This is a genomic window from Lelliottia wanjuensis (genome assembly GCF_030238365.1).
In the GTDB taxonomy this organism is placed as follows: domain Bacteria; phylum Pseudomonadota; class Gammaproteobacteria; order Enterobacterales; family Enterobacteriaceae; genus Enterobacter; species Enterobacter wanjuensis.
In genome coordinates this window covers 39,415-63,919 of sequence record NZ_JASSOT010000056.1, presented here as the reverse complement: position 1 = coordinate 63,919, position 24,505 = coordinate 39,415, and the positions used below count along the sequence as shown (strand labels likewise).

Sequence of the window (24,505 nt, the reverse complement as noted above, 5' to 3'; positions counted from 1 at the left end):
AGCCCCGGTAGATAACCGAGGCTGATGGATGAGCAGTGATTAATTCAGCACAAACTTCTCGATAGCGTAGGCCACGCCGTCTTCAAGGTTCGATTTGGTGACGAAGTTAGCCACCTCTTTCACGGACGGGATCGCGTTTTCCATCGCCACGCCCATGCCTGCGTATTCGATCATGGCGATGTCGTTTTCCTGATCGCCTAAGGTCATGATCTCTTCCGGCTTAATGCCCAGCGTATCGGCCAGCGATTTCACGCCGGTGCCTTTATTGACGCGTTTGTCGAGGATTTCGAGGAAGTACGGCGCACTTTTCAGCACGGTGTATTTCTCTTTCACGTCCGCCGGGATGCGGGCGATAGCCTGGTCCAGAATCGCGGGCTCATCGATCATCATCACTTTCAGGAACTGCGTGGCAGGGTCCATATTTTCCGGCTCGCAGAACACCAGCGGGATGGTCGCCACAAAGGATTCATGCACCGTGTAGTAGCTGATGTCGCGGTTCGCCGTGTAGAGCGTGTTGCGATCGAGGGCGTGGAAGTGAGAACCCACTTCGCGGGACAGTTTTTCCAGATACAGGTAATCGTCATAGCTCAGCGCCGTTTGCGCGACGGTGCTGCCATCGCTGGCGTTCTGCACCAGCGCACCGTTGTAGGTGATGCAGTAATCGCCCGGCTGTTCCATGTGCAGCTCTTTCAGATAGCTGTGCACACCGGCATACGGACGACCCGTGGTCAGCACCACGTTCACGCCTTTCGCGCGGGCGGCGGCAATCGCGTTTTTAACGGCAGGAGAGATGGTGTGGTCTGGCAGCAGCAGCGTGCCGTCCATATCGATTGCAATGAGTTTGATGGCCATGAGATCCCCGATTTAAATGAGTCTGTCCTCATGCTAACGCGATTCCGCACAGAAAACAGTAAAAGAGTCGTGGATAAAGGGGGATGGGGTTTAGAGGGGGATTCCTCTTTTGCGGGCAAAGAAAAGCCCGGCGGCGCTACGCTCACCGGGCCTGCAAAACCGACTGCCTGAATTAAATGTCGATATTCGCTGCTTTCAAGGCGTTCTCTTCGATGAAGGCGCGGCGCGGCTCAACGGCGTCGCCCATCAGGGTAGTGAACAGCTGGTCAGCGGCAATCGCATCTTTCACGGTCACGCGCAGCATGCGACGGCTTTCCGGATCCATGGTGGTTTCCCACAGCTGATCCGGGTTCATTTCGCCCAGACCTTTATAACGCTGAATGGAGAGACCACGACGGGACTCTTTCACCAGCCAGTCCAGCGCCTGCTCGAAGCTGGCCACCGGCTGACGACGTTCGCCACGTTCGATAAACGCGTCTTCTTCGATCAGGCCGCGCAGTTTCTCGCCCAGGGTGCACAGACGACGGTATTCACCACCGGTCACAAACTCGTGATCCAGCGGATAGTCTGTGTCCACGCCGTGCGTACGTACGCGAATGATTGGCTCGAACAGGTGCTGCTCGGCGTTCTCGCGAACGTCAAACTGCCACATGCTGCCGTGCTGCTCGCTTTCGTTCAGCTCGGTCACCAGGGCGTTCACCCAGCGGGTCACGGTCTGTTCGTCGCTGAGATCGGCTTCAGCCAGCGTCGGCTGATAAACCAGCTCTTTCAGCAGCGTGCGCGGGAAGCGACGCTCCATACGACCGATCATTTTCTGCGTTGCATTGTACTCAGAGACCAGTTTTTCCAGTGGCTCACCCGCCAGCGCCGGAGCGTGGGCATTCGCATGCAGGGTTGCGCCATCCAGTGCGATGGAGATCTGATACTGGTCCATCGCTTCGTCGTCTTTAATGTACTGTTCTTGCTTGCCTTTCTTCACTTTGTACAGCGGTGGCTGGGCAATGTAGATGTGGCCGCGCTCAACGATCTCTGGCATCTGACGGTAGAAGAAGGTCAGCAGCAGGGTACGGATGTGAGAACCATCGACGTCCGCATCGGTCATGATGATGATGCTGTGATAGCGCAGTTTGTCCGGGTTGTACTCGTCGCGACCGATGCCGCAGCCGAGCGCGGTGATCAGCGTCGCCACTTCCTGAGAGGAGAGCATCTTGTCGAAGCGCGCCTTCTCAACGTTGAGGATTTTACCTTTCAGCGGCAGAATCGCCTGGTTCTTACGGTTACGGCCCTGCTTCGCAGAACCGCCCGCGGAGTCCCCTTCCACCAGGTACAGTTCGGAGCGAGCCGGATCGCGTTCCTGGCAGTCCGCCAGTTTGCCCGGCAGACCGGCCAGATCCAGCGCACCTTTACGGCGGGTCATTTCACGGGCTTTACGCGCCGCTTCACGGGCACGCGCCGCATCGATAATTTTGCCGACGACGATTTTCGCGTCTGACGGGTTTTCCAGCAGGTATTCGCTCAGCAGTTCGTTCATCTGCTGCTCAACCGCGGATTTCACCTCGGAAGAGACCAGTTTGTCTTTGGTCTGAGAGGAGAATTTCGGGTCCGGCACTTTCACGGAAACCACAGCAATCAGGCCTTCACGGGCATCGTCACCGGTGGCGCTGACTTTCGCTTTTTTGCTGTAGCCTTCTTTATCCATGTAGGCGTTCAGGGTACGGGTCATCGCCGTACGGAAGCCGACCAGGTGGGTACCGCCGTCGCGCTGTGGAATGTTGTTGGTAAAGCAGTAGATGTTTTCCTGGAAACCATCGTTCCACTGCAGCGCCACTTCCACGCCGATACCGTCTTTTTCGGTGGAGAAGTAGAAGATGTTCGGGTGGATCGGGGTTTTGTTCTTGTTGAGGTACTCAACAAACGCCTTGATGCCGCCTTCATAGTGGAAATGATCTTCTTTACCGTCGCGCTTGTCGCGCAGGCGGATGGAGACACCGGAGTTCAGGAACGACAGCTCGCGCAGACGTTTTGCCAGGATCTCATATTCGAAATCGGTCACGTTGGAGAAGGTTTCGTGGCTCGGCCAGAATCGCACGGTGGTCCCGGTCTTTTCCGTTTCGCCAGTCACGGCCAGCGGGGCCTGCGGCACGCCGTGGGTGTAAACCTGGTGATGAATTTTGCCTTCGCGGTAGATGACCAGTTCCAGTTTCTGCGACAGGGCGTTCACAACGGAAACGCCCACGCCGTGCAGGCCGCCGGAGACTTTATAGGAGTTGTCATCGAATTTGCCGCCTGCGTGCAGGACGGTCATGATCACTTCCGCGGCGGATACGCCCTCTTCCGGGTGAATGCCGGTCGGGATACCACGGCCATCATCCTGTACGGAAACGGAGTTATCGCCGTGGATGGTGACGATAATATCTTTACAGTGACCCGCGAGCGCTTCGTCGATAGCGTTATCCACAACCTCGAATACCATGTGGTGCAGACCGGTGCCGTCATCGGTATCGCCGATATACATACCTGGGCGCTTACGCACCGCATCCAGCCCTTTCAGGACTTTGATACTGGAGGAGTCATAAGAATTCGACATCAACGTTTCTCGCTCATTTAATCTTGGGTTAATCCGTTATTTTACCCTTTTCCACGGTGAACATCTTCGAATTTTTGTCCGACATGTCCATAACGTGTTCAGCGCTAATGGCGCTGACGAAAACCTGCGACTGCGTGGCTTTTAAGCGGCTGGCAAGCAGCGCGCGCCGCGCGTCGTCGAGTTCCGAGGCAAAATCATCTAATAGATACAGGCAACGTCGCCCACTCTCGCGAGTTAAAAACTCGCCCTGCGCCAGGCGCAGTGCGCACATCAAAAGCTTGAGCTGCCCGCGCGACAGGGTGTCTTCCACCGGCGCGCCGTCGGCACGAATGCGGAAATCCGCTTTGTGCGGGCCGTGTGCGGTGTAGGTCAGCATGCGGTCGCGCTCGAAGTTTCTCTCCAGCACTTCGGCATATTCCGTCTCTTTCTCCCAGCCGCGCTGGAAGGAGAAGGTCAGAGAAAACTCGGGCAAAAACTGTTTGCAGGTATCAGCCATGTCTGCGGCGATACCGGCGCTGTATTCGGCACGCCAGCGGCTGATTTGTTCCGCAAGCGGAATCAATTCCATGTCCCACGGGCGCAGCTGGGCATAGCGGGTGACCTGACGCAGCGCGGCGTTGCGCTGTTTGAGCAGCCGTTTCAGGTTGCTCCAGGCGGTAAAGAAACCCGCTTCGTTGTGAAAGCATCCCCAGTCGAGGAAAGCTCTGCGGTATTTAGGGCCGCCGTTGAGGAGCGTAAACCCTTCCGGCGTGATCAGCTGCATGGGCATCAGCAGCGCCAGTTCGGCCACTTTGTGGCCGTCGGTGCCGTCGATCCGCACTTTGCTTTCACCCAGCTTGTCTTTCGTCAGGCCAATCGAGGTTTCACGCTCGCTGCCCTGCAGTCGTCCGTGCAGCACAAACGCGTCCTGCTCGTGACGAATAACGCGACCAATCTGCAGGCTGCGAAACGCGCGGCCGTGGCCGAGCGTGTAGATGGCTTCCAGCACGCTGGTTTTGCCGCTGCCATTAGCGCCAACCAGGAAATTAAAGCCGGGGGATAGAGCGAGATCCGCGCTTTCGATGTTGCGAAAGTCGCGGATCAGCAAGCGGGTGAGCGACATTACAGTCTCATTGGCATAACAACATAAGCAGCCGACTGTGACGCGGCATCTTCAATCTGTACGCTGGAAACAGAATCGGTCAGCAGAATGCGTACGTTTTCGCATTTCAGTGCATTAAGCACATCCAGCACGTAGCTGACGTTGAAGCCGATTTCCATTTCGGTCCCGGCGTAGGTGACGTCCAGAATTTCTTCTGCCTCTTCCTGCTCCGGGTTGTTGGCGGTGATTTTGATCTGGTTTTCACTCACGTACAGGCGCACGCCGCGGAACTTCTCGTTAGAGAGGATCGCCGCACGGGCAAAAGCCTGCTTGAGAATATCGCAGCCCGCTTCCAGCGTTTTGTCCGGGTTCTTCGGCAATACGCGGCGATAATCAGGGAAACGACCGTCAACCAGCTTCGAGGTGAAGATAAAATCGCCGACGTGAGCGCGGATGTTGTTGCTGCCGATCTGCACGCGCAGCGGGGTTTCACCGCCGTCGAGCATACGCATCAGCTCAATCACGCCTTTACGCGGGACGATCACCGAATGGTTTGGCAGCGTCACGCCAATTGGCATGGAACAGACTGCCAGACGGTGGCCGTCTGTCGCCACGGTACGCAGCTCTTCACCTTCGGTTTCGAACAGCATGCCGTTTAAATAGTAGCGAACGTCCTGATGCGCCATCGAGAACTGGGTCGCTTCAATCAGGCGTTTCATCGTCGCCTGAGGCAGGGTGAATTCAACTTCACTCTGCCAGTCGTCCAGGTTCGGGAAGTCGGCAGCAGGCAACGTTGAGAGCGAGAAACGGCTACGGCCAGAGCGCACCAGAATACGGTCGCCTTCCAGCTGGACAGCAATTTCTGCGCCTTCCGGCAGTCCACGGCAGATATCAAAGAACTTACGCGCCGGAACGGTGGTGGCACCCGCATCATGCGGTTGAGAAAGCGACACGCGCGCGACCATTTCCATTTCGAGGTCTGTCCCGGTCAGCGACAGCGTACCGTCAGCGACCTGAAGCAGCAGGTTTCCAAGAATAGGCAGTGTCGGGCGGCCACCTAACGGGCCACTCACCTGTTGCAGCGGTTTTAATAAATGTTCACGTTCAACGGTAAATTTCATAGCATCACGATGATAATGTTCTGATTAAATTGGAGAAATCTTCTTTTATGTCGTGGCTTTCTTCGCGTAACTGCTCAATCTTGCGACAAGCGTGCAGCACGGTCGTATGGTCACGGCCACCAAACGCATCACCGATTTCCGGCAGACTGTGGTTGGTTAATTCCTTCGCCAGCGCCATCGCCATCTGACGCGGTCTCGCCACCGAGCGGGAACGACGTTTAGACAACAAATCTGCCACTTTGATTTTGTAGTACTCGGCCACGGTCTTCTGAATATTGTCGATCGTGACCAGTTTTTCCTGCAACGCCAGCAGATCGCGCAGCGCTTCACGCACAAAATCGATGGTAATCGCCCGGCCAGTAAAGTTGGCGTTGGCGATCACGCGGTTCAGTGCGCCTTCGAGCTCACGCACGTTTGAACGTAGACGCTTGGCAATAAAGAACGCCACTTCACCCGGCAGGCGAATGTCGTTCTCATCGGCTTTCTTCATCAGGATCGCGACGCGGGTTTCCAGCTCCGGTGGCTCGATCGCCACGGTCAGGCCCCAGCCGAAGCGGGATTTCAGACGATCCTCAACACCGTTGATCTCTTTCGGGTAACGATCCGAGGTTAAAATGATCTGTTGATTGCCTTCGAGCAGGGCGTTGAAGGTGTGGAAAAACTCTTCCTGGGATCGTTCTTTATTGGCAAAGAACTGGATGTCATCGATCAGCAACGCATCAACGGAGCGGTAGTAGCGTTTAAACTCTTCGATCGCGTTGTTTTGCAGGGCTTTTACCATGTCCTGAACGAAGCGCTCGGAGTGCATATACACCACTTTCGCATTGGGCTTGCGCGCCACAATGCCGTTACCCACCGCGTGCAGCAGGTGAGTTTTACCCAGACCAGTGCCGCCATACAGGAACAGCGGGTTATAGGCGCCGCCCGGGTTGTCCGCAACCTGACGGGCCGCCGCACGGGCCAGCTGGTTCGATTTACCCTCAACGAAGTTATCGAAGGTGTGCTTCACGTTAACGTTGGAGCGGTAGGTCGGTTCAGCCGGAGCGGGAACGTTGTCCCAGCCAGAACGAGCGGGCTGAATGATACGCGGTGTCGGGACGTGGATCTGGGCCGGAGCCGCGACGTTTACCGTCTCTCTGACGGTTTGCGTAACCGGTTTGGTACCGACTTCAAAACGCAGCTGCGGGGCATCAGTGCCGCAGAAATCATTGAGCAATCCATTGATATTATTTAGGTATTTATCCCTTACCCAATCGAGCACGAAACGGTTTGGCGCATACAAAGCCAGCGTGTTATCGCTCAGTTCCGCCTGCAACGGGCGGATCCACATACTGAATTCTGTGGCTGGTAACTCATCCTGCAATCGGGCAAGACATTGCTGCCAAAGCGAAAGTGACACGGCGGACTCCACTCGAACAATAAAAGAAAGATACTGAATATTCGTGATTGTTGGCACACGTCGACAAGACCCTGTGCAAAGGGTGACGTGCGAATTGCTATCTGCAATTTTACCTGACCAGACCCCATTGGATCCCGATCAGGACCGCGGATCATAGCCTAAACTGAGCCAGAGATCTTCTGTTTCTCACAGATTCTTCCCGATTTATCCACAGGAAGATCCGAAACCGGGTAAGTGTAAACGATCCTGTCAGGAGTGCCCCACGATTTAGGCCGCATATTGGAAAAATTAATGAGCACAGACAATTTTTTGCTTAAAAGATCTATTGAAGATCCTGGACGATCCTTGCGCTTTGGTTGGGAGGTCGTATAATCCACCACCCGGCGCGTGATGCTCGACTTCCGCGCGGGACGCTGCTCATTTTCCACGCGATATCGTGCGGAAATACGCGGGAAATAAGGAAAGAGAATTGACTCCGGAGTGTACAATTATTACAATCCGGCCTCTTTAATCACCCACGCTGAGGCGTTAGTCGTTCGATAATCGTTCGGGTATACGCGAAAGTCAGTGAATTTATTCAAGTTTAGGTAGAAATCGCCATGAAACGCACTTTTCAACCGTCTGTACTGAAGCGCAACCGTTCTCACGGCTTCCGTGCTCGTATGGCTAATAAAAATGGTCGTCAGGTTCTGGCACGTCGTCGTGCTAAAGGCCGTTCTCGTCTGACCGTTTCTAAGTAATAAAAGCTAACCCCTGGTGGTTAAGCTAGCATTTCCCAGGGAGTTACGTTTGTTAACTCCCACTCATTTCACTTTCGTCTTCCAGCAGCCACAACGGGCTGGCACGCCGCAAATCACCATCCTCGGCCGCCAAAATTCGCTGGGGCATCCCCGCATCGGTCTCACTGTCGCCAAGAAAAACGTCAAGCGCGCGCATGAACGCAATCGGATTAAACGTCTGACGCGTGAAAGCTTCCGTTTACGTCAACATGAACTGCCTTCAATGGATTTCGTGGTGGTGGCTAAAAAAGGGGTTGCCGACCTCGATAACCGTGCTCTCTCGGAAGCGTTGGAAAAACTATGGTGCCGCCATTGTCGCCTGGCTCAAGGGTCCTGATAGCCTGCATTCGGGTCTATCAGCGCCTGATCAGTCCGCTGCTCGGGCCGCATTGTCGTTTCACTCCAACCTGTTCCAGCTACGGAATTGAGGCATTGCGCAGGTTTGGAGTGATAAAAGGCAGTTGGTTGACGGTGAAACGCGTATTAAAATGCCACCCTTTACACCCTGGTGGTGACGACCCCGTCCCACCCGGACCATTTGATACCAGAGAACACTAACGATGGATTCGCAACGCAATCTTTTAGTCATCGCTTTGTTGTTCGTGTCTTTCATGATCTGGCAGGCATGGGAGCAGGATAAAAATCCTCAACCACAGCCGCAACAGACCACGCAGACAACGACCACCGCAGCGGGTAGCGCCGCCGACCAGGGCGTACCGGCCAGTGGCCAAGGGAAGCAGATTACGGTGAAAACCGATGTGCTGGAGCTGACTATCAACACCCGTGGTGGCGATATTGAGCAAGCACTGCTGCTGACTTACCCGAAAGAGCTGAAGTCAAACGAGCCGTTCCAGCTGCTGGAAACGACGCCTGAGTTCCTGTATCAGGCTCAGAGCGGTCTGACCGGTCGTGATGGCCCGGACAACCCGGCGAATGGCGCTCGTCCACTGTATAACGTCGAAAGCGACACCTTCGTGCTGGCTGATGGTCAGAACGAACTGTCAATCCCGATGACTTACACTGACGCCGCGGGCAACACCTTCACCAAAACCTTCACCCTGAAACGCGGTGAGTATGCGGTGAACGTGGGCTATAACGTGCAGAACGCCGGTGAGAAACCACTGGAAGTGTCCACGTTTGGTCAGCTGAAGCAGTCCATCAATCTGCCGTCTCACCGTGACACCGGAAGCAGCAACTTTGCGCTGCACACCTTCCGTGGCGCGGCGTACTCCACGCCAGATGCTAAGTACGAGAAATACAAATTCGACACCATCGCCGATAACGAAAACCTGAACGTCAGCGCTAAAGGCGGTTGGGTTGCGATGCTGCAGCAGTATTTCGCGACGGCGTGGGTGCCAAATAACAACGGTACCAACAACTTCTATACCGCGAATCTGGGCAATGGCATTGCGGCCATCGGCTACAAATCTGAGCCGGTTCTGGTTCAGCCAGGTCAAACCGGTCAGCTGGCAAGCACCCTGTGGGTCGGTCCTGAGATTCAGGACAAGATGGCAGCCGTGGCGCCGCACCTGGATCTGACCGTTGATTACGGTTGGTTGTGGTTCATCTCTCAGCCGCTGTTTAAGCTGCTGAAATTTATCCACAGCTTCCTGGGTAACTGGGGCTTCTCCATCATCGTTATCACCTTCATCGTTCGTGGCATCATGTACCCGCTGACTAAAGCGCAGTACACCTCCATGGCGAAGATGCGTATGCTGCAGCCGAAGATTGCGGCGATGCGTGAGCGGCTGGGCGATGATAAGCAGCGTCAGAGCCAGGAAATGATGGCCCTGTATAAAGCAGAGAAAGTAAACCCACTGGGTGGTTGCTTCCCGCTGCTGATTCAGATGCCAATCTTCCTTGCGTTGTACTACATGCTGATGGGTTCCGTTGAGCTGCGCCATGCGCCATTCGCTCTGTGGATCCATGACTTGTCCGCACAGGACCCGTACTACATCCTGCCGATCCTGATGGGCGTAACGATGTTCTTCATTCAGAAGATGTCGCCGACCACTGTGACCGACCCGATGCAGCAGAAGATCATGACCTTCATGCCGGTCATCTTCACCGTGTTCTTCCTGTGGTTCCCGTCAGGTCTGGTGCTGTACTATATCGTCAGCAACCTGGTGACCATCATCCAGCAGCAGCTGATCTACCGTGGTCTGGAAAAACGTGGCCTGCATAGCCGCGAAAAGAAAAAATCCTGATTCGGTAGTAGGCCGGGTAAGCGAAGCGCCACCCGGCGGAAGGAACAGTAAAAAAAGGGCGGTCATCTGACCGCCTTTTTACATTTTAAAAAGAGACATCCCATGAGCCATAACGACACTATCGTCGCCCAGGCAACCCCACCGGGACGCGGTGGTGTAGGCATTCTGCGCATCTCCGGCCTCAAGGCGCGCGAGGTGGCCGAAGCCGTGCTGGGCAAACTGCCAAAGCCGCGCTACGCCGACTATCTGCCGTTTAAAGACGCCGACGGCACCGCGCTGGATCAGGGCATCGCGCTCTGGTTCCCCGGCCCTAACTCCTTTACCGGCGAAGACGTGCTGGAGCTGCAGGGCCACGGCGGCCCGGTGATCCTCGATCTGCTGTTAAAACGTATTCTGACCTTGCCAGGCCTGCGCATTGCGAAGCCGGGCGAGTTCTCCGAGCGCGCGTTCCTCAACGACAAGCTCGACCTGGCACAGGCCGAAGCCATTGCCGACCTGATCGATGCCAGCTCCGAACAGGCGGCGCGTTCCGCCCTGAACTCCCTGCAGGGAGCGTTTTCCGCGCGCGTGAATCATCTTGTGGAAGCACTCACTCACCTGCGAATCTACGTCGAAGCAGCAATCGACTTCCCCGACGAAGAGATCGACTTCCTCTCCGACGGGAAAATCGAAGCACAGCTCAACAGCGTAATGTCCGATCTCGATGCCGTGCGCGCCGAAGCGCGTCAGGGCAGCCTGCTGCGCGAAGGGATGAAGGTAGTTATCGCCGGTCGTCCTAACGCCGGGAAATCGAGCCTGCTGAACGCCCTGGCGGGCCGCGAAGCGGCGATCGTCACCGATATCGCCGGGACCACCCGCGACGTGCTGCGTGAGCATATTCACATCGACGGCATGCCGCTGCACATCATCGACACCGCCGGCCTGCGCGACGCCAGCGACGAAGTGGAGCGCATCGGTATCGAACGCGCGTGGCAGGAGATCGAGCAGGCCGACCGCGTGCTGTTTATGGTCGACGGCACCACCACCGACGCGGTCGATCCCGCAGAGATCTGGCCAGACTTTATCGCCCGTCTGCCGGCTAAACTGCCGATCACCGTGGTGCGTAACAAAGCCGATAAAACAGGCGAAACGCTGGGTCTGAGCGATGTGAACGGTCACTCACTCATCCGCCTGTCGGCCCGTACCGGTGAAGGCGTGGATGACCTGCGTAACCATCTCAAGCAGAGCATGGGCTTTGATACGAGCATGGAAGGCGGCTTCCTGGCGCGCCGTCGCCACCTGCAGGCGCTGGAACAGGCCGCGAATCACCTCGATCAGGGCAAAGCACAGCTGCTTGGCGCCTGGGCCGGTGAACTGCTGGCGGAAGAGCTGCGCCTGGCGCAGCAAAGCCTGAGCGAGATTACCGGCGAATTTACCTCTGATGATTTGCTGGGCCGGATTTTCTCGAGCTTCTGTATCGGGAAATAAGTTTTAGTCCATCCTCGTCCGTGAACGTTCACTAACCCGCAGTTAATGCGGGTTTTTACTTCCCATACTCGTCCATAGTCGTGCAGGTTCATTCGCGATTTTTGTGTCCTGAATTGTGCCCATCTCTAAATTCCCCGTGTGCCATTGTTTATTTTTCGTGCTAAAAATCACATCAAATGGACATAAAAACCGGTAAAAAAAACGCTCAAACATTCCTTCTCATGGACACAATGTAGATGTGAGATATGGCACTTTCAGATACCAAACTACGTACACTTGCTCCCAGAAACCTCCCATGGCAACTTGCCGATCATGACGGGCTGGTGATTGAAGTTCTTCCCACAGGATAAATAATCTGGCGTTTCCGCTACTGCTTTGACAACTAATCGCAAAAGATCACACTGGGCGAATACTCGGCTTTCTCACTTGCTAAAGAGCGGCTTTGGCGTGAAAGTGCCGCTCAATGGTTGCCTATGACATCAATCCTGCGCAGAAAAAACAGGAAGAAAAGCTTAAACAGAAAGACCCGACGACAGTCAAAACATTCGCCAAACGCTGGATGATCGATATCGTTGAGAAAGTAACTGCGACCCGCGCAACATCACTCGTGTTATCGAGAAGGACATCATCCCCATCATCGGGAAGTTGGGACAGGATGAGCTCACAACTGCCCACATTCAGGTCGTACTCGACCGCATCAAGCAACGGGGTTCCGATCACGTCGCGCTGCTGGCGCGAAAAGTTCTTAATGCATACTGGCCTATACGATTTCAATCCGGCAGCCGCTATCGAAACTCGTTATATCGTTCAAGTAACGAGCCGTGACGAGGCGCTAACCGCAGAAGGGATCGGCATCCTGTTACGGTGGATCTACACCTCTAACATAAACTGACGCCACAAGCTGGCTCTGCACCTGCTGATCATCTGCATGGTGCGTAAATCGGAGATGATTGAAGCGACATGGAGTGAAGTTAACTTCAACGCGCTGAAATGGCGTATCCCCGGCGAAAGAATGAAGATGGATAAACCGCATATTGTTCCGCTGTCAAAGCAGGCGCTGGCGATGTTCGAAGAGCTAAAATTTCTGGCCGGAGATACCCCATACGTCTTCCCCAGCCGAAACGACCACCGACGCCCGATCTCCAAAACAACGCTGAACTGTGCGGTGCGTACGCTGGCTCTGAACGTCAGGGATTTAGTTATTCATGACTTCCGGCGTACTGCTAGCAAATTGCTACATGAGCAGGGCTACAACTCAGACTGGGTGGAAAATACCGGGCACATAAGATCGGCGGCGTTCGCGATGTCTACAACCGTGCAGAGTACCTGAATCAGCGCCGGGAGATGCTTCAGTCCTGGGCGGACTTTGTTGATGCGCAGATTGAGGAGGAGCGAAAGATGGTTATCGGTAAGTTTGGGAAGGCTTATGAGGTCAAATAGGAAAAATGTGGCATTATTACAAATTGATTTAAATAGTTAAGTACCCAACTTTTGCTACTTCAACATGCTGCATAAAGCCACCAAAATAGAAATAAACTATATAATTCAATTAATTACAATTGGTCAGTTACAAATAAAAAGGAACAATAATGTGACAAAAGTTATCTAATAAGTTATCATCATAATTGTTATATAACCCACTGAAAGTAACTAATAATATGAGAAATAGTTACCATTAAGTATAAACATTGTGAGGATCGATGTGCTAAATCCTACGCAACTCTCAGCGCTATCAAGGATGTTTTCTTCGTCAGTGATTTCCGAGATAGCAAAAAAAGGTCAGTCACCTCTTTTTTCAAGGTTACTGTCTGAGGCATCTCTTTTCGAATTTTATGACGCAGATAATGTAACTATTGGTGATGCCTTTGATACAGCATTTTCTTTGCTCAGACGCTCAGGTTTGAGAAATGAGTATGTCTATCGTTCTGCGTTAATTCGAAATGTATTATTAGGCCGTCATTCTTTGCGTACCGCCAGTATGCTTACTGAATTTAGAATTGGCTCTAGCAAAGCAGATATGGTTATTCTTAACGGTTGTGGAACTGTATATGAAATAAAGTCAGATAGAGATTCGCTTGCCAGACTCGAGAGTCAAATTGAAAACTATAGAAAAGCATTCAGTAAGATCTACGTTATTGCAGGGACTGCACATATCCAAGATATCCTGGAAAAAACATCAGAAGACGTAGGGGTGATGAGTTTGGTTCGATGGAATAGAATTAGTATCGTACGGGAAGCAAAAGAGAATACTGATTATATTTGCACTGCAACTATTTTTGATTCACTAAGACTTAGCGAAGCTATTGATATCCTTAATGAATTAAATATTGACATTCCCTATTTACCCAACACATTGATGCGTAATGCAATAAGAGGTATCTTCACCAAACTAAATCCAATTGATGTACAGAACTGCATGATAAAAACTTTAAAAAGGACGCGTAATCTTGCTCCATTAAGTACTTTAATTGCAAACTTACCAAGTGCATTGCAAAGTATAGCCCTAATGGTTCAGTTACGTAGTAAGGATCGAGATCGCTTAGTTGAGACGTTGAATAAACCTCTTAATGAAGCATTTAAATGGGTTTAAAAACTTATGTACTATCCATATTTTAGAGGTAAGCAGTTTGAATTAATAGCGATTCGTGAGACAGCAGAGACAATGGCTCAGGCTGGTTTCATTCCAATTATTGAACCAGTTAAAGAAACCCTGAATGGATTAGAAAAAACACTAAAAGCGATCTGTGAAGCTAAAGGTAAAGCTATTGTAATAGTAAATCCTTCATATGGTGACCATTCAACAAATGGGCATAATATCTCTCAATTATTGAAAGATAGTTTTCATGGACATGAAAACATTTTTGCAGGGATACTATTAAATGAAGGGATGGATGAAGAAGATATAATAGAGTTGCTTGATGAACATGCCGAACATCAACCTTGTTTCATCCACTCTGGATTTTCTGAGCCTCGCTCTTTATCAGAAAAAACAAATGGTCGAGTATTTAAACATATATTCTTAGAACTCTACTGCGGTAAACTTTATAGAAAACATTTTAATGACTGCGACAGAATATTAATTCGCGATGGTTTTAAAAAGAGAAAAAATGCTGATTACCCTCCTATTGAAGAGTTTTCTGACCTTCATATAACCTTCGGGGAAGAAGGAATGGATGGATTTGGCGATTTTTTAATCGTTGGGGATGACTATACTGAAGGAGGTGGCCCGGCATATGCGGTAGCAATACATCTCACGTTCTTAGAATCTAAAAAAGAAAATGTCATGTATATTTACCACTTTGTTTCAACAACAAGAGATACACCAACAGATCCTGCAGGGAAATTCGGACAGGCACTTGAAAAACTCATTATAACAATAAACGAGGATAATTCTCCTGTATTGGAGACCTCAGCTATTTTAGAATTTCGAGCTTTGCATGCAAAAGGCCATTTTCCTGGATTGGGAACAGTCAAAAAACTCTCAATGAGACATCATGTTGAAACATTAGCTAATTATTTTAGGAGCTAAAAATGATTAGAATGTGTTGTGCTGAATGTTTCAATGATAACGGATTGCGAAATAATATAATCCCTACATTGACGCCACAAAAAGGAAACTGTTCTTTTTGTAACAGTCAAGATGTTGATATTATTGACCCTAAACTCTTGTTGGATTATTTTGAACTGCTGATAAATATCTATGAAATAAATCCTGAAGGAAAAAACCTTGTTGAATGGCTAAAAGAAGATTGGTGTTTATTTTCCCATCCAACAATGGACAATGCTCATGCTAAAGAGTTATTGGGAGAAATTCTCGATGACGGAGATATAGTACGAAAGAACTTCTCTCCCTCCGAAAATTACAAAAGCACTGGCCTTGCGCAATGGGATACATTACGAGATGAGATCCTTCACAAAAACAGATACTTCCTTGATGAGAAAATTGATACTCAAAGATTACAGGAATTACTTAACCATTTAAAGGCATTTGATATCCCACGAATATGGTTCAGAGCAAGGATAAACCAAACAGATACTCCATATAAAATTGAAGATATGGGAGCACCTCCAAGTCGGTATGCTAGTCATGGACGAGCGAACCCCACAGGCATTCCATATTTATATTTAGGATCTATGCCGAATACAGCGGTCTCTGAGATTAGACCACATACAGGTGAAATAGCAACAGTAGCTAAATTTGAAATACCAGAAGAATTAATCATTGTCGATTTAAGAGAGCCGAGAAAACATGTTTCTCCCTTTGTCTTATCTGATGCACAAGAAATAGGAAAAATGCGGGCAGATATACCTTTTCTAGAAAAATTAGGAGAGGAATTAACTCGTCCTGTGTTACCTCGAAGTGCTGCTATTGATTATATCCCCAGTCAATATTTATGCGAATTCATTAAAAAAATTGGTTTTCATGGTGTAATTTACAGAAGTTCTGTTAGTGAGGGAATAAACTTAGCCTTGTTCGATCCAACGTTAGCAACCCCTATTTCAACATCACAATATGACGTTTCTCGCGTAAGTGTTGAAGTACAAGCAAAGTAGTTACAATGGATTTTAAAAAAATGATGCCAGTAATATTAATTTAAATTTATTATTGGCATTACAATTTTTCTGCCATTGTAACGATTAACTTTGTTGTAATTTAGAATTTTCAATTCCCAAAAACAGTTTCCCGCAGCTTTCCCCCTCCCCCAGATCTACCCTATCCCAACTCATAGCAGCCCCCCTAAAAGCTTCCTGTTCTAAGACGAACTGCGACCTGTAAGAAGCGCCTTTGGCGGTCAGCCCCCGGTCATCCAGGGAACGAAGCGTGGTCTGAAACTGACCTCCTGTCTCGATACAGGTGACCACACCCTTTATCGCTACCCTGTTGCAAGCGTAGCGACAGACAGAACGCTGTAGAGAAGTCGGGCGGCATTGCCGAAGGCTTTGCGTCCGTACTTCCTGCTGAATGTGCAAAACGCAGCGTCACTTTCACTCGCTTACGCTCTTAAAAGTGACGCCAGCACACAGATCATCTTCAACCCAGCTACTGCCTGAAAATTCACTGCAACAAACAGGCTGACAGTCAAACAGATGTCAGTAATTCACTTACCAGGAGGGAAAAAGTACTTGCTGCCCGGTAGCCATTTGAAGGATTTTTTTTGCCCGGTACATCAGGCGAGCCGCAACGGTAGACCGGAACCCTGGGCACCGGACAACAAACCACCGGAAGGCATCATCATTACCGAAGGATATGCAACCGCGCTTGCGGTCTCATGCCTTCGCCATTTTCCTGTCGTTGCTGCCCTGTCGGCGCACAACCTGAAAAATGTGGCCATCGCTTTCCGGGGGCAGTGGCCTGAATGCCACCTTATCCTGGCTGGCGATAATGATTGCAGTCAGGAGAAAAATACCGGGCTGCTGAATGCAACCGCCGCTGCGGAAGTAGTGAAGGGCTGTGTGGTTCTCCCTGTAGACACCACATTGAGCGACTGGGATGAATTTTACCGTCACTACGGTGAATCCATTTCCCGGATTGTGTTCAACCAGCAACTTCCTGCAAATCTCAGGTCGTAAGTCATGGCAGCATCAGACTCTACTCTTACCACCTCCCTTCCGCTGCGCCGGGGCTCAAGGGTTTAACACCAGTCAGGATTATCAGGTTAAAGGACTTATTCCCGCCGGGGCGCTGTGCAGTATTTACGGCCCCGGCGGCTCTTTTAAATCCTTTCTGGCAGTATCGCTGGCGTGCCATATTGCCAGCGGTACGTCATGGGGCGGAAGGCGAATCAATCAAGGGGCTGTGCTGTTTATCTTCGGAGAAGGAGGAACCAGTGTATCGCGGCGGATCCGCGCCTAGGAACTCAGATGAAAACACCGCGCGGGATAGGGGCGCATTTATCCAGGGTTGCGACGCCATTCGGTATCATACGCGCGCAGCTATGATGATCGTTCATCACTCAGGTAAGGATCAGGAACGAGGCGCACGCGGTTCAAGTGCTTTTCAGGCCGCGCTGGATGCCGAGTTTAACGTTAGGCGTGAGGGACGTCGCAACGCTATCACCTTGAGTTGTACAAAGATGAAACATGCGGAGATGCCGTAGGTCACCGCCTACGATCTTGAGGAAGTCGTTATCTATACCGATAGTGATGGCGAACCAGTGACCTCGCTAATACTGAACGACGAGCCCCGGTAACCAGCCGATGACTTACTGAGTAGTGGTATACCACCCGACGTTCCTCATATCACCCGCAACCATACGGCGTTATGGCGCTGTATTAACCAACGCATCAGCCAGAATAAGCCTTGTACCCGCACGCTCTTGCGCGACGATCTACGGGTTAAGGGAATTAACGTCGAGAAGAAATTTTCGCGTTGGCTGGAGAAACTTATTCGTGAAGGATTAATATTTGTAAATGGTGAGGAAGTTAAACTCAATCACTAGAATTATATTAACTATTCATAGACAGTAATATGTCAACGGTTCAAATCGTAAGTGACTCACAAAAAAACTGGTAGCCAATATAAATAAACACAAAATAAGAGCAAAGAGGATTAGTAAAAAACCATTTCGTAAACTCATATAAGAAAGCTCATTTCTTATATGCCGTATTATATTAACCTTTTCTTGACCAACGATGGCTTTAATTAAGGATTCTCTACTTTTGTTGATCTCAAAATACGTTCCATACCCAAATTTTGGTAGGGTTTTTAATGAACCCAATGAGATAAGGCCACCACATAGCATATAAAAAGAAGAAAGAAAAAACACAAACGATATATATGGACTCAAGGGACTTTCAGGAAGAAATTTAACAACTCCACTAGCACCGGCACTTATAATACTTAATGATATACTTAATGCTAATGTGAATTTAAAAGTCTTATCATCTATCTCCTTGGCTCTATTATGCTCGCTTTCAAGTCTCACGACTATTTTTTCATCCGATAATCCTGAGTAAAACTCAAAATTTGAAAAGGTGATATCATACACACTAACTGTTTTTTTGTTCGCAATATAGTAAAAGTAAAGAAATGGGAAAACCTCCTCAATAATCCTAGAGATCATTTTAATTAGCCTCAGATAATTTCTTTGCAATAGCGTAATCAATTTCTCTTTTATCATTAGAAAGCCATCCCCACTCTCCAGTTGGATTTATTTCAATAAATATATATTCGTCTTTTGTTTTGATAAAATCAATGGCACCATAATTTAACCCAAGAAACTTAACATACTCTATGCAAAGTTTTTTAATCATAACAGGAAGTTCAATATCGACATATTCAAGATCTTCTTTTTTTACAGTTCTCCAATCATCAGAGATAGCATTACCATTAGATTTTATTGCAACGGCATATACTTTGGAGCCAACAATAGTAACTCTAATATCTAACTTATCCTCAATATATTCTTGAAATGTTATCGGTGCCTGTTTGGTTTTGTCTAAAGAAAAGTCCTCAGGATTAGCTTTCGATGTGTATGTAAAATAGCAATCATCATTTTCTTTAAGTAAAACGGTATCCATCGACTTTATAATAAAATTCGTTGAAGGGAGTCTTTCAAAACCAAGAGAGTTACTAATAATCGTTTGAGGTACAGAAAAACCCATCTTTTTTGCAATCATTAGCTGATATGGCTTAGATTCAGCAGCATATGTTGCTTGTGGCCAATTCATCCAATACGCCTTATCAAAAACCATTAATCCCCTAAGAAAAGCATTCCATTGCGATAATGAAAGCTGCTCATTTATATCAATACTCCGCCCTGGAGTATTTCTTAGAAAAACAGGTTGTCGAAACCAAACTGATTTTACATTAGATGTCTCCACATCAACATATTCACCTTTCACCCTTAGGATTGTATTTACGGGATCTAAAAAAATCTCATAATCACTTAATTGCTCTTTGTTTAGTCTAATAAAAGCATCGCCATTATTTTCCAGGCGCTGAACAACCAAATCCGTGGAAAAATCATACATGCTTGATAGAATCAATACATAATTTTTCATTCTCCTTTTTGATCCTCTCCAGTTTCAACATCACACTTCTTGGTAGCCCTAGTTCCATATTCTGAATTATATGACACTAAAGGTTCCCCATTTCTAATCCAATAACCCTTTTCCTTATTATAAACTGCACCTTCTGGCATTTCAGGTTTATTAGAAAAAGGCCTTTTCGTAGAAAAATGTATTAGTACATGCTCTTGTTTCATCATAATCCTTTATATAAAAAGTTATTTACCAATTTATAGTAAAATACTATCTATCAGTTTTCAATTAAAACATACAACACTTATTAGCCAGAGCAAATTTGAGAACTAAATTTATAATATAGTCTAATAAAATCAATATATTATTGTAGCCTTAGATTGCAAAACACATCCCCCCGCTTTCTTTTTACTTAGTAGACAATAAATGGGGGAACTTGAAGGATTCAGATAATGAATGTATCGCTGGATTCCGAATTGTGCCAAAACACACCACAACATCTATCCCTGATGCTAGGGTCGCTGTAAAAATTATTGAGGAAATTTTCGTCTCTAAGCCGTCTCACCTCATCTTCTTCAAAAGCATCTCTTAACAGTTGTAGCTGGGCGGCAAGGATGAGAAGCAACGCATAATTCGGGCCGATATCGTCAGGATGTTCGAGCATTACATGCACCAGGACTCGCGAGCGATCGACCAGTTCTCTGGCTGAGGGTTGTTCTACGGTGATTTTCATAGATACCTCCGGCGGAGGCTGGTGCAACGAGAGATTCAGGAAAAGGACACATCCGCTGCGCTCCGCTTCGTGATAAGCAGGTTTACGCCACCACCGGATACGCCAGGCTCACTGGTGGTGACCCAGACAGGGTTGGCGTACCGGTTATCACGACCCGGCGCTTCTTTCGAAGCCCCTGCCAGGGCCACCATTGAAGGGGCGAGCGCAGGCCGCGCAAGTCATAACGCAAAAACTATGCTTATCTCCTCATAACAGAGGGTTTATGCGAGCCGTATAAAATCTTATTCTCAGTTATTAATAAGGCGAAATTCATTGGCAAAAACTATTGCCGTTTCGGGAACACCGTAATAAAAGCTGAAATGCCCTAAGTCCTCATAGAGTGATGGTTCGGTTCTCATTCTGTTCAACCGTGGTTCCACCACCTTTTTGGTTTTTGTGTACTTGAATGTGCCCATAGCCATGTTTTGAAGGCAACGTATCGCTGACAGATTAACGAGTTAGCACAACTTTCCAGCATCTGCATCAAGGTGATTTCCTATCAGGAAATCACCTTTGTCCAAATGGCAACTCGCATCTTCCCCGTTCTCCCCCTATGCTTCCAGCCTGCCTTACATGGGGGATTTATGGCGCGTTTTCTGTTCTGTAGTTTTGCACTGGTTCTGCTTTATCCGTCGGGCATTGATATGTATCTGGTCGGCCTGCCGCACATCGCACGCGATCTGGGGGCCAGCGAAGCGCAACTGCATATCGCATTTTCGGCTTATCTGGCGGGAATGGCATCGTCGATGGTATTTGCCGGTAAGATTGCCGACAAAGCCGGGCGGCAGCCTGTGGCGATTACCGGGGCGGTGATCTTTGCGCTGGCGTCGGTGCTGTGCTCGATGGCGCAGGACAGCACGCTGTTCCTGACCGGACGCTTCATTCAGGGCATCGGGGCGGGCGGCTGTTATGTGGTGGCGTTTGCTATTTTGCGCGATACCCTCAGCGCCCAGCGCCGCGCGAAAGTCCTCTCCATGCTCAACGGCATCACCTGTATTATCCCGGTGCTGGCTCCGGTGATCGGTTATCTGATTATGCTCAAACTGCCGTGGCAGAGCCTGTTCTGGACGATGGCGGCGATGGGCCTGCTGGTCTTTATCCTCTCGATCACGGTACTGAAAGAGACGCATCCTGGCTCGCATCACGCGGGGAATGCCGCGACGATTCACCCGGCTGAGAAACTCCTGAACCGCTTTTTCATTAGCCGTCTGCTGATCACCACCCTGAGCGTCGTGGTCATCCTCACCTATGTAAACGTTTCCCCTGTTTTACTGATGGAAACCATGGGGTTTGATCGCGGGGAGTACTCCACGGTGATGGCGTTGACCGCGATGGTGAGTATGGCGGTGTCGTTCTCGACGCCGTTTGCCCTCAATGTGTTTAGCCAGCGCACGCTAATGATGACTTCGCAGATCCTGTTCCTGATTGCGGGCGTGGTGCTGGCGACGGCGAGTTCTCACGCCATTATGCTGGCGGGTATCACCCTGATCTGCGCCGGGTTCTCGGTGGGGTTTGGCGTGGCGATGAGCCAGGCGCTGGGGCCGTTCTCCCTGCGCGCCGGTGTGGCCAGCTCCGCGCTCGGCATTGCTCAGGTGTGCGGCTCGTCCCTGTGGATTTGGCTGGCGGCGGTGATCGGTCTTAATGCGCTGAATATGCTGATCGGGATTCTGATTGGCTGTAGCATGGTCTGCATCCTGTTAATCATGGCGATACAGCCCGCAGCGCACTATGAAGAAGCCCATCAGCAGCCTCGATCTTAACCTGTTACTGTGCCTGCAGCTGTTGCTGCAGGAACGCAGCGTCACCAAAGCCGCGAAACGGATGAACGTCACGCCGTCGGCGGTGAGTAAATCGCTGGCGAAACTGCGCGACTGGTTCGACGACCCGCTGTTTGTCAAAACCCCGCTCGGTCTGCTGCCGACGCCGCTCACCGTCAGTCTTGAGCAAAACCTGACGGACTGGATGCAGATTGGCAATCAGATCCTCGATAAACCGCATCACGATTCCCTCAGCGGGCTGAAATTCGAGCTGGCGGCGGAAACGCCGCTGATGCTGATCCGCTTTAACGCCCTGTTAGATCAGGTGAATCAGCGCTATCCGCAGGCAACGGTGCGGATGCGCCACTGGGATTACGACTCGCTGGATGCCATCACCCGCGGCGAAGTGGATATCGGTTTTACCGGGCGCGAAACCCATCCACGCTCGCGCGAACTGTTGAAGCTGCTCCCGTGGTTTATCGACCACGAAATCCTCTTCAGCGACCGGCCTTGCGTCTATCTGCGCGAGGATCATCCGGCGCTAAACGAAGAGTGGAACCTCGAGACATTTTTGCGCTATCCCCACATCAGCATTTTCTGGGAGCGCAGCGATACCTGGGCGCTGGACGAAGTGCTGAGGGAGATGGGGCTCGAGCGCAACATTGCCCTGAGCCTGCCGGGCTTTGAGCAGTCGATGTTTATGGCCGCGCAGCCGGACCACAACTATATCGCCACCGCGCCGCACTACTGTCATCATTACAATCAACTCCACCAGCGCAAGCTGGTGCGCCGCCCTATCCCCATCGACGAAGCGCTGGCCGAAAAGCTGAACGTTCCCTTCACCCTGATCTGGCATAAACGGAACAGCCACAACCCGAAAATCATCTGGCTGAAAGAGACGATTAAGGCGTTGTACTGCGATTCCCTGCGTTAGAGATCCAATTTTTCCCTCTAAAAATGTAAAGTTCGGTCCCCAGGCTTCTCATTCGTGGATTTACCGATTAAAACAGATGCGAAGTTAAGCGATAATCATGTAACCGTTTAACCTGTCACTGACCATTATCATGGAGCGAAAAATGGCAACGCATTTTGCAAGAGGGATCCTGACCGAAGGACGACTGGTGTCAGTCAGACTCTCCTCATCCTGTCACAACGAAGCGCGTAAACTTCCCGATCATCGACGCTCGCGCTTTCTGGCCTCCCGGGCCTTACTCTCCGAGCTGCTGTTTATGCTCTACGGCACGACCGAACTGCCGGAGATGATCACCCAGCCCGAAGGCCGCCCGGTGTTTGCTGACCCTGAACTGCCGCGTTTTTCCATCGCCTACACTGGAAACATCGTCGGCGTGGCCCTCACGACGGAGGGCGATTGTGGGCTGGATATGGAACTCCAGCGCGCGACTCGCGGTTTTCACGGCCCTCACGCCCACGACGACTACCCGCTCTCGAGCAACGAAAAGCTGTGGGTGCGTAATCAAAACGACCCCAACGAAGCCAAAGCGCAGCTCATTACCCTGCGTCAGAGCATTCAGAAGCTCTCGGGCTGTGCCGTGGACGATGCCAGCCTGCTCCAGCTGCTGCCGGGCTCAGGCCGTCTGCGGGCGACCAAAGCCGCGCGGGTGGAAGCCCTGAGCGACGCCGAAGACGTGCTGATCTGGTCGATTGCCGTCACGCCCGCCATTGAGCGCCTGAAAATCTGGGAATTTGACAGCCGCGACGGATGGCGTAGCCTTCCTGATGTTCCCGCGCGTGCCAACGAACCCGCCGCGCGCCTGATGAGATTAACCAGTTTACCGGCAGAAAAAGCTCTTACCCTTAACTGACCCGCTGATGGGCCATCATGATGAAAAAGGAGTAATCATGTCTGATACGTTGAAAGTTGTTACGTTACTGGGAAGCCTGCGTAAAGGTTCATTTAACGGGATGGTTGCCCGCACGCTGCCTAAGCTGGCACCGGCGGGGATGGACGTGACCGCGCTGCCGTCGATTGGTGATATCCCTCTGTACGACGCCGATGTTCAGCAGGAAGAAGGGTTCCCGCAAAGCGTCGAAGCGCTGGCCGAGCAGATCCGCCAGGCCGACGGCGTAGTGATTGTCACCCCGGAATACAACTATTCGGTGCCAGGTGGCCTGAAGAATGCGATCGACTGGCTCTCCCGTTTGCCGGAACAGCCGCTGTCCGGCAAGCCGGTGCTGATCCAGACCAGCTCGATGGGCGCGATTGGCGGCGCACGCTGCCAGTATCATCTGCGTCAGATTCTGGTGTTCCTTGATGCAATGGTGATGAACAAGCCGGAATTTATGGGTGGGGTGATTCAGAACAAAGTCGATACCCAGACGGGTGAAGTGGTGGATCAAAGCACGCTGGATCATCTGACCGGCCAGTTGACCGCGTTTGGCGAGTATATTCAGCGAGTTAAAGCCTAATAAAAAGCCCGGTGACGCTAACGCGTACCGGGCTTGTTCTCTTCTGTAGGTCAGGTAAGCGAAGCGCCACCTG

The 24,505-nt window shown here is 50.6% G+C and carries 24 protein-coding genes and 2 pseudogenes; 16 read left to right on the top strand and 10 right to left on the bottom strand.

The genetic code is table 11. The features are described from left to right. Positions 1 to 39 precede the first annotated feature (39 nt). The 5 genes from yidA to dnaA all read right to left on the bottom strand — a co-directional run bounded on the left by yidA (position 40) and on the right by dnaA (position 7,040). Positions 40 to 852, bottom strand: coding sequence for a sugar-phosphatase (gene yidA, locus QQF33_RS09955; RefSeq protein WP_282494056.1), 813 nt, complete (start codon positions 850 to 852; stop codon positions 40 to 42). Between the two features lie 172 nt (positions 853 to 1,024). Then, positions 1,025 to 3,439: a DNA topoisomerase (ATP-hydrolyzing) subunit B gene (gene gyrB, locus QQF33_RS09950; RefSeq protein ID WP_285146281.1), complete on the bottom strand. Its 2,415-nt coding sequence runs from the start codon at positions 3,437 to 3,439 to the stop codon at positions 1,025 to 1,027. Between the two features lie 28 nt (positions 3,440 to 3,467). Beyond that, positions 3,468 to 4,541, bottom strand: coding sequence for a DNA replication/repair protein RecF (gene recF, locus QQF33_RS09945; protein ID WP_285151064.1), 1,074 nt, complete (start codon positions 4,539 to 4,541; stop codon positions 3,468 to 3,470). Further along, positions 4,541 to 5,641 carry a DNA polymerase III subunit beta gene (gene dnaN, locus QQF33_RS09940; RefSeq protein WP_285151066.1) on the bottom strand — a complete coding sequence of 367 codons (1,101 nt, stop codon included), beginning with the start codon at positions 5,639 to 5,641 and terminating at the stop codon, positions 4,541 to 4,543. Before dnaN ends, recF begins: the two co-directional genes overlap by 1 nt. Positions 5,642 to 5,645: 4 nt before the next feature. Next, the gene (dnaA, locus tag QQF33_RS09935) at positions 5,646 to 7,040 is read right to left on the bottom strand and encodes a chromosomal replication initiator protein DnaA (protein WP_100778280.1); all 1,395 of its coding nucleotides are present in this window, start codon (positions 7,038 to 7,040) and stop codon (positions 5,646 to 5,648) included. Positions 7,041 to 7,639: 599 nt separating this feature from the next. Between dnaA and rpmH the strand changes: the two genes are divergently transcribed. The 12 genes and pseudogenes from rpmH to QQF33_RS25915 all read left to right on the top strand — a co-directional run bounded on the left by rpmH (position 7,640) and on the right by QQF33_RS25915 (position 17,591). Next, a complete protein-coding gene (gene rpmH / locus QQF33_RS09930; RefSeq protein WP_003023858.1) occupies positions 7,640 to 7,780 on the top strand; it encodes a 50S ribosomal protein L34 in 141 nt (46 codons plus the stop codon). Positions 7,781 to 7,796: 16 nt separating this feature from the next. After that, complete coding sequence (gene rnpA, locus QQF33_RS09925; RefSeq protein WP_285157745.1) at positions 7,797 to 8,156, top strand: ribonuclease P protein component; 360 nt, start codon at positions 7,797 to 7,799, stop codon at positions 8,154 to 8,156. After that, positions 8,120 to 8,377 (top strand): membrane protein insertion efficiency factor YidD, encoded by a 258-nt coding sequence (gene yidD / locus QQF33_RS09920; protein ID WP_285157744.1) that lies wholly within the window; start codon positions 8,120 to 8,122, stop codon positions 8,375 to 8,377. The genes rnpA and yidD overlap by 37 nt, the downstream gene beginning before the upstream one ends. Positions 8,378 to 8,379: 2 nt before the next feature. Then, positions 8,380 to 10,026, top strand: a complete 1,647-nt coding sequence (gene yidC / locus QQF33_RS09915) for a membrane protein insertase YidC (protein WP_282494060.1) — start codon at positions 8,380 to 8,382, stop codon at positions 10,024 to 10,026. A gap of 102 nt (positions 10,027 to 10,128) precedes the next feature. Then, positions 10,129 to 11,493: a tRNA uridine-5-carboxymethylaminomethyl(34) synthesis GTPase MnmE gene (gene mnmE, locus QQF33_RS09910; protein ID WP_095284122.1), complete on the top strand. Its 1,365-nt coding sequence runs from the start codon at positions 10,129 to 10,131 to the stop codon at positions 11,491 to 11,493. Between the two features lie 245 nt (positions 11,494 to 11,738). Then, positions 11,739 to 12,933 (top strand): annotated as a pseudogene (locus QQF33_RS09905) (tyrosine-type recombinase/integrase). Positions 12,934 to 13,195: 262 nt separating this feature from the next. Next, positions 13,196 to 14,083, top strand: a complete 888-nt coding sequence (locus tag QQF33_RS09900; RefSeq protein ID WP_285146289.1) for a sce7726 family protein — start codon at positions 13,196 to 13,198, stop codon at positions 14,081 to 14,083. Positions 14,084 to 14,089: 6 nt separating this feature from the next. Next, positions 14,090 to 15,022: a sce7725 family protein gene (locus tag QQF33_RS09895; RefSeq protein WP_285146290.1), complete on the top strand. Its 933-nt coding sequence runs from the start codon at positions 14,090 to 14,092 to the stop codon at positions 15,020 to 15,022. 2 nt (positions 15,023 to 15,024) lie between these two features. Then, on the top strand, positions 15,025 to 16,047 hold the full coding sequence (locus tag QQF33_RS09890) for an RES family NAD+ phosphorylase (protein ID WP_285146292.1): 1,023 nt from the start codon (positions 15,025 to 15,027) through the stop codon (positions 16,045 to 16,047). 534 nt (positions 16,048 to 16,581) lie between these two features. Continuing rightward, positions 16,582 to 17,064 carry a toprim domain-containing protein gene (locus QQF33_RS09885; RefSeq protein WP_285151067.1) on the top strand — a complete coding sequence of 161 codons (483 nt, stop codon included), beginning with the start codon at positions 16,582 to 16,584 and terminating at the stop codon, positions 17,062 to 17,064. Beyond that, positions 16,985 to 17,347 carry an AAA family ATPase gene (locus QQF33_RS25920; RefSeq protein ID WP_416382120.1) on the top strand — a complete coding sequence of 121 codons (363 nt, stop codon included), beginning with the start codon at positions 16,985 to 16,987 and terminating at the stop codon, positions 17,345 to 17,347. The genes QQF33_RS09885 and QQF33_RS25920 overlap by 80 nt, the downstream gene beginning before the upstream one ends. After that, positions 17,322 to 17,591, top strand: coding sequence for an AAA family ATPase (locus QQF33_RS25915; protein WP_416382119.1), 270 nt, complete (start codon positions 17,322 to 17,324; stop codon positions 17,589 to 17,591). Before QQF33_RS25920 ends, QQF33_RS25915 begins: the two co-directional genes overlap by 26 nt. A gap of 357 nt (positions 17,592 to 17,948) precedes the next feature. On the opposite strand, the gene QQF33_RS09875 is transcribed toward QQF33_RS25915, so the two are convergent. From QQF33_RS09875 to QQF33_RS09855, 5 genes and pseudogenes are all read right to left on the bottom strand, one after another. Then, positions 17,949 to 18,557 carry a hypothetical protein gene (locus QQF33_RS09875; protein ID WP_285146294.1) on the bottom strand — a complete coding sequence of 203 codons (609 nt, stop codon included), beginning with the start codon at positions 18,555 to 18,557 and terminating at the stop codon, positions 17,949 to 17,951. A 1-nt stretch (position 18,558) separates the two neighbouring features. Then, positions 18,559 to 19,497, bottom strand: a complete 939-nt coding sequence (locus QQF33_RS09870) for a hypothetical protein (RefSeq protein WP_285146295.1) — start codon at positions 19,495 to 19,497, stop codon at positions 18,559 to 18,561. Beyond that, positions 19,494 to 19,700: a hypothetical protein gene (locus QQF33_RS09865; protein ID WP_285151069.1), complete on the bottom strand. Its 207-nt coding sequence runs from the start codon at positions 19,698 to 19,700 to the stop codon at positions 19,494 to 19,496. The genes QQF33_RS09870 and QQF33_RS09865 overlap by 4 nt, the downstream gene beginning before the upstream one ends. 320 nt (positions 19,701 to 20,020) lie before the next feature. After that, positions 20,021 to 20,209 (bottom strand): annotated as a pseudogene (locus tag QQF33_RS09860) (hypothetical protein); the annotation flags it as partial. A gap of 35 nt (positions 20,210 to 20,244) precedes the next feature. After that, positions 20,245 to 20,400: an ash family protein gene (locus QQF33_RS09855; protein WP_285146297.1), complete on the bottom strand. Its 156-nt coding sequence runs from the start codon at positions 20,398 to 20,400 to the stop codon at positions 20,245 to 20,247. 432 nt (positions 20,401 to 20,832) lie between these two features. Here QQF33_RS09855 and QQF33_RS09850 point away from each other — a divergent pair, with 432 nt between their 5' ends. The 4 genes from QQF33_RS09850 to QQF33_RS09835 all read left to right on the top strand — a co-directional run bounded on the left by QQF33_RS09850 (position 20,833) and on the right by QQF33_RS09835 (position 24,432). Next, positions 20,833 to 22,008, top strand: coding sequence for an MFS transporter (locus QQF33_RS09850; RefSeq protein ID WP_282494061.1), 1,176 nt, complete (start codon positions 20,833 to 20,835; stop codon positions 22,006 to 22,008). Next, complete coding sequence (yidZ, locus tag QQF33_RS09845) at positions 21,977 to 22,939, top strand: HTH-type transcriptional regulator YidZ (protein WP_282494062.1); 963 nt, start codon at positions 21,977 to 21,979, stop codon at positions 22,937 to 22,939. The genes QQF33_RS09850 and yidZ overlap by 32 nt, the downstream gene beginning before the upstream one ends. Positions 22,940 to 23,081: 142 nt before the next feature. Continuing rightward, complete coding sequence (locus tag QQF33_RS09840; RefSeq protein ID WP_282494063.1) at positions 23,082 to 23,828, top strand: 4'-phosphopantetheinyl transferase family protein; 747 nt, start codon at positions 23,082 to 23,084, stop codon at positions 23,826 to 23,828. A 37-nt stretch (positions 23,829 to 23,865) separates the two neighbouring features. Continuing rightward, the gene (locus QQF33_RS09835) at positions 23,866 to 24,432 is read left to right on the top strand and encodes an NADPH-dependent FMN reductase (RefSeq protein WP_282494064.1); all 567 of its coding nucleotides are present in this window, start codon (positions 23,866 to 23,868) and stop codon (positions 24,430 to 24,432) included. The last annotated feature ends 73 nt before the right edge of the window (positions 24,433 to 24,505 follow it).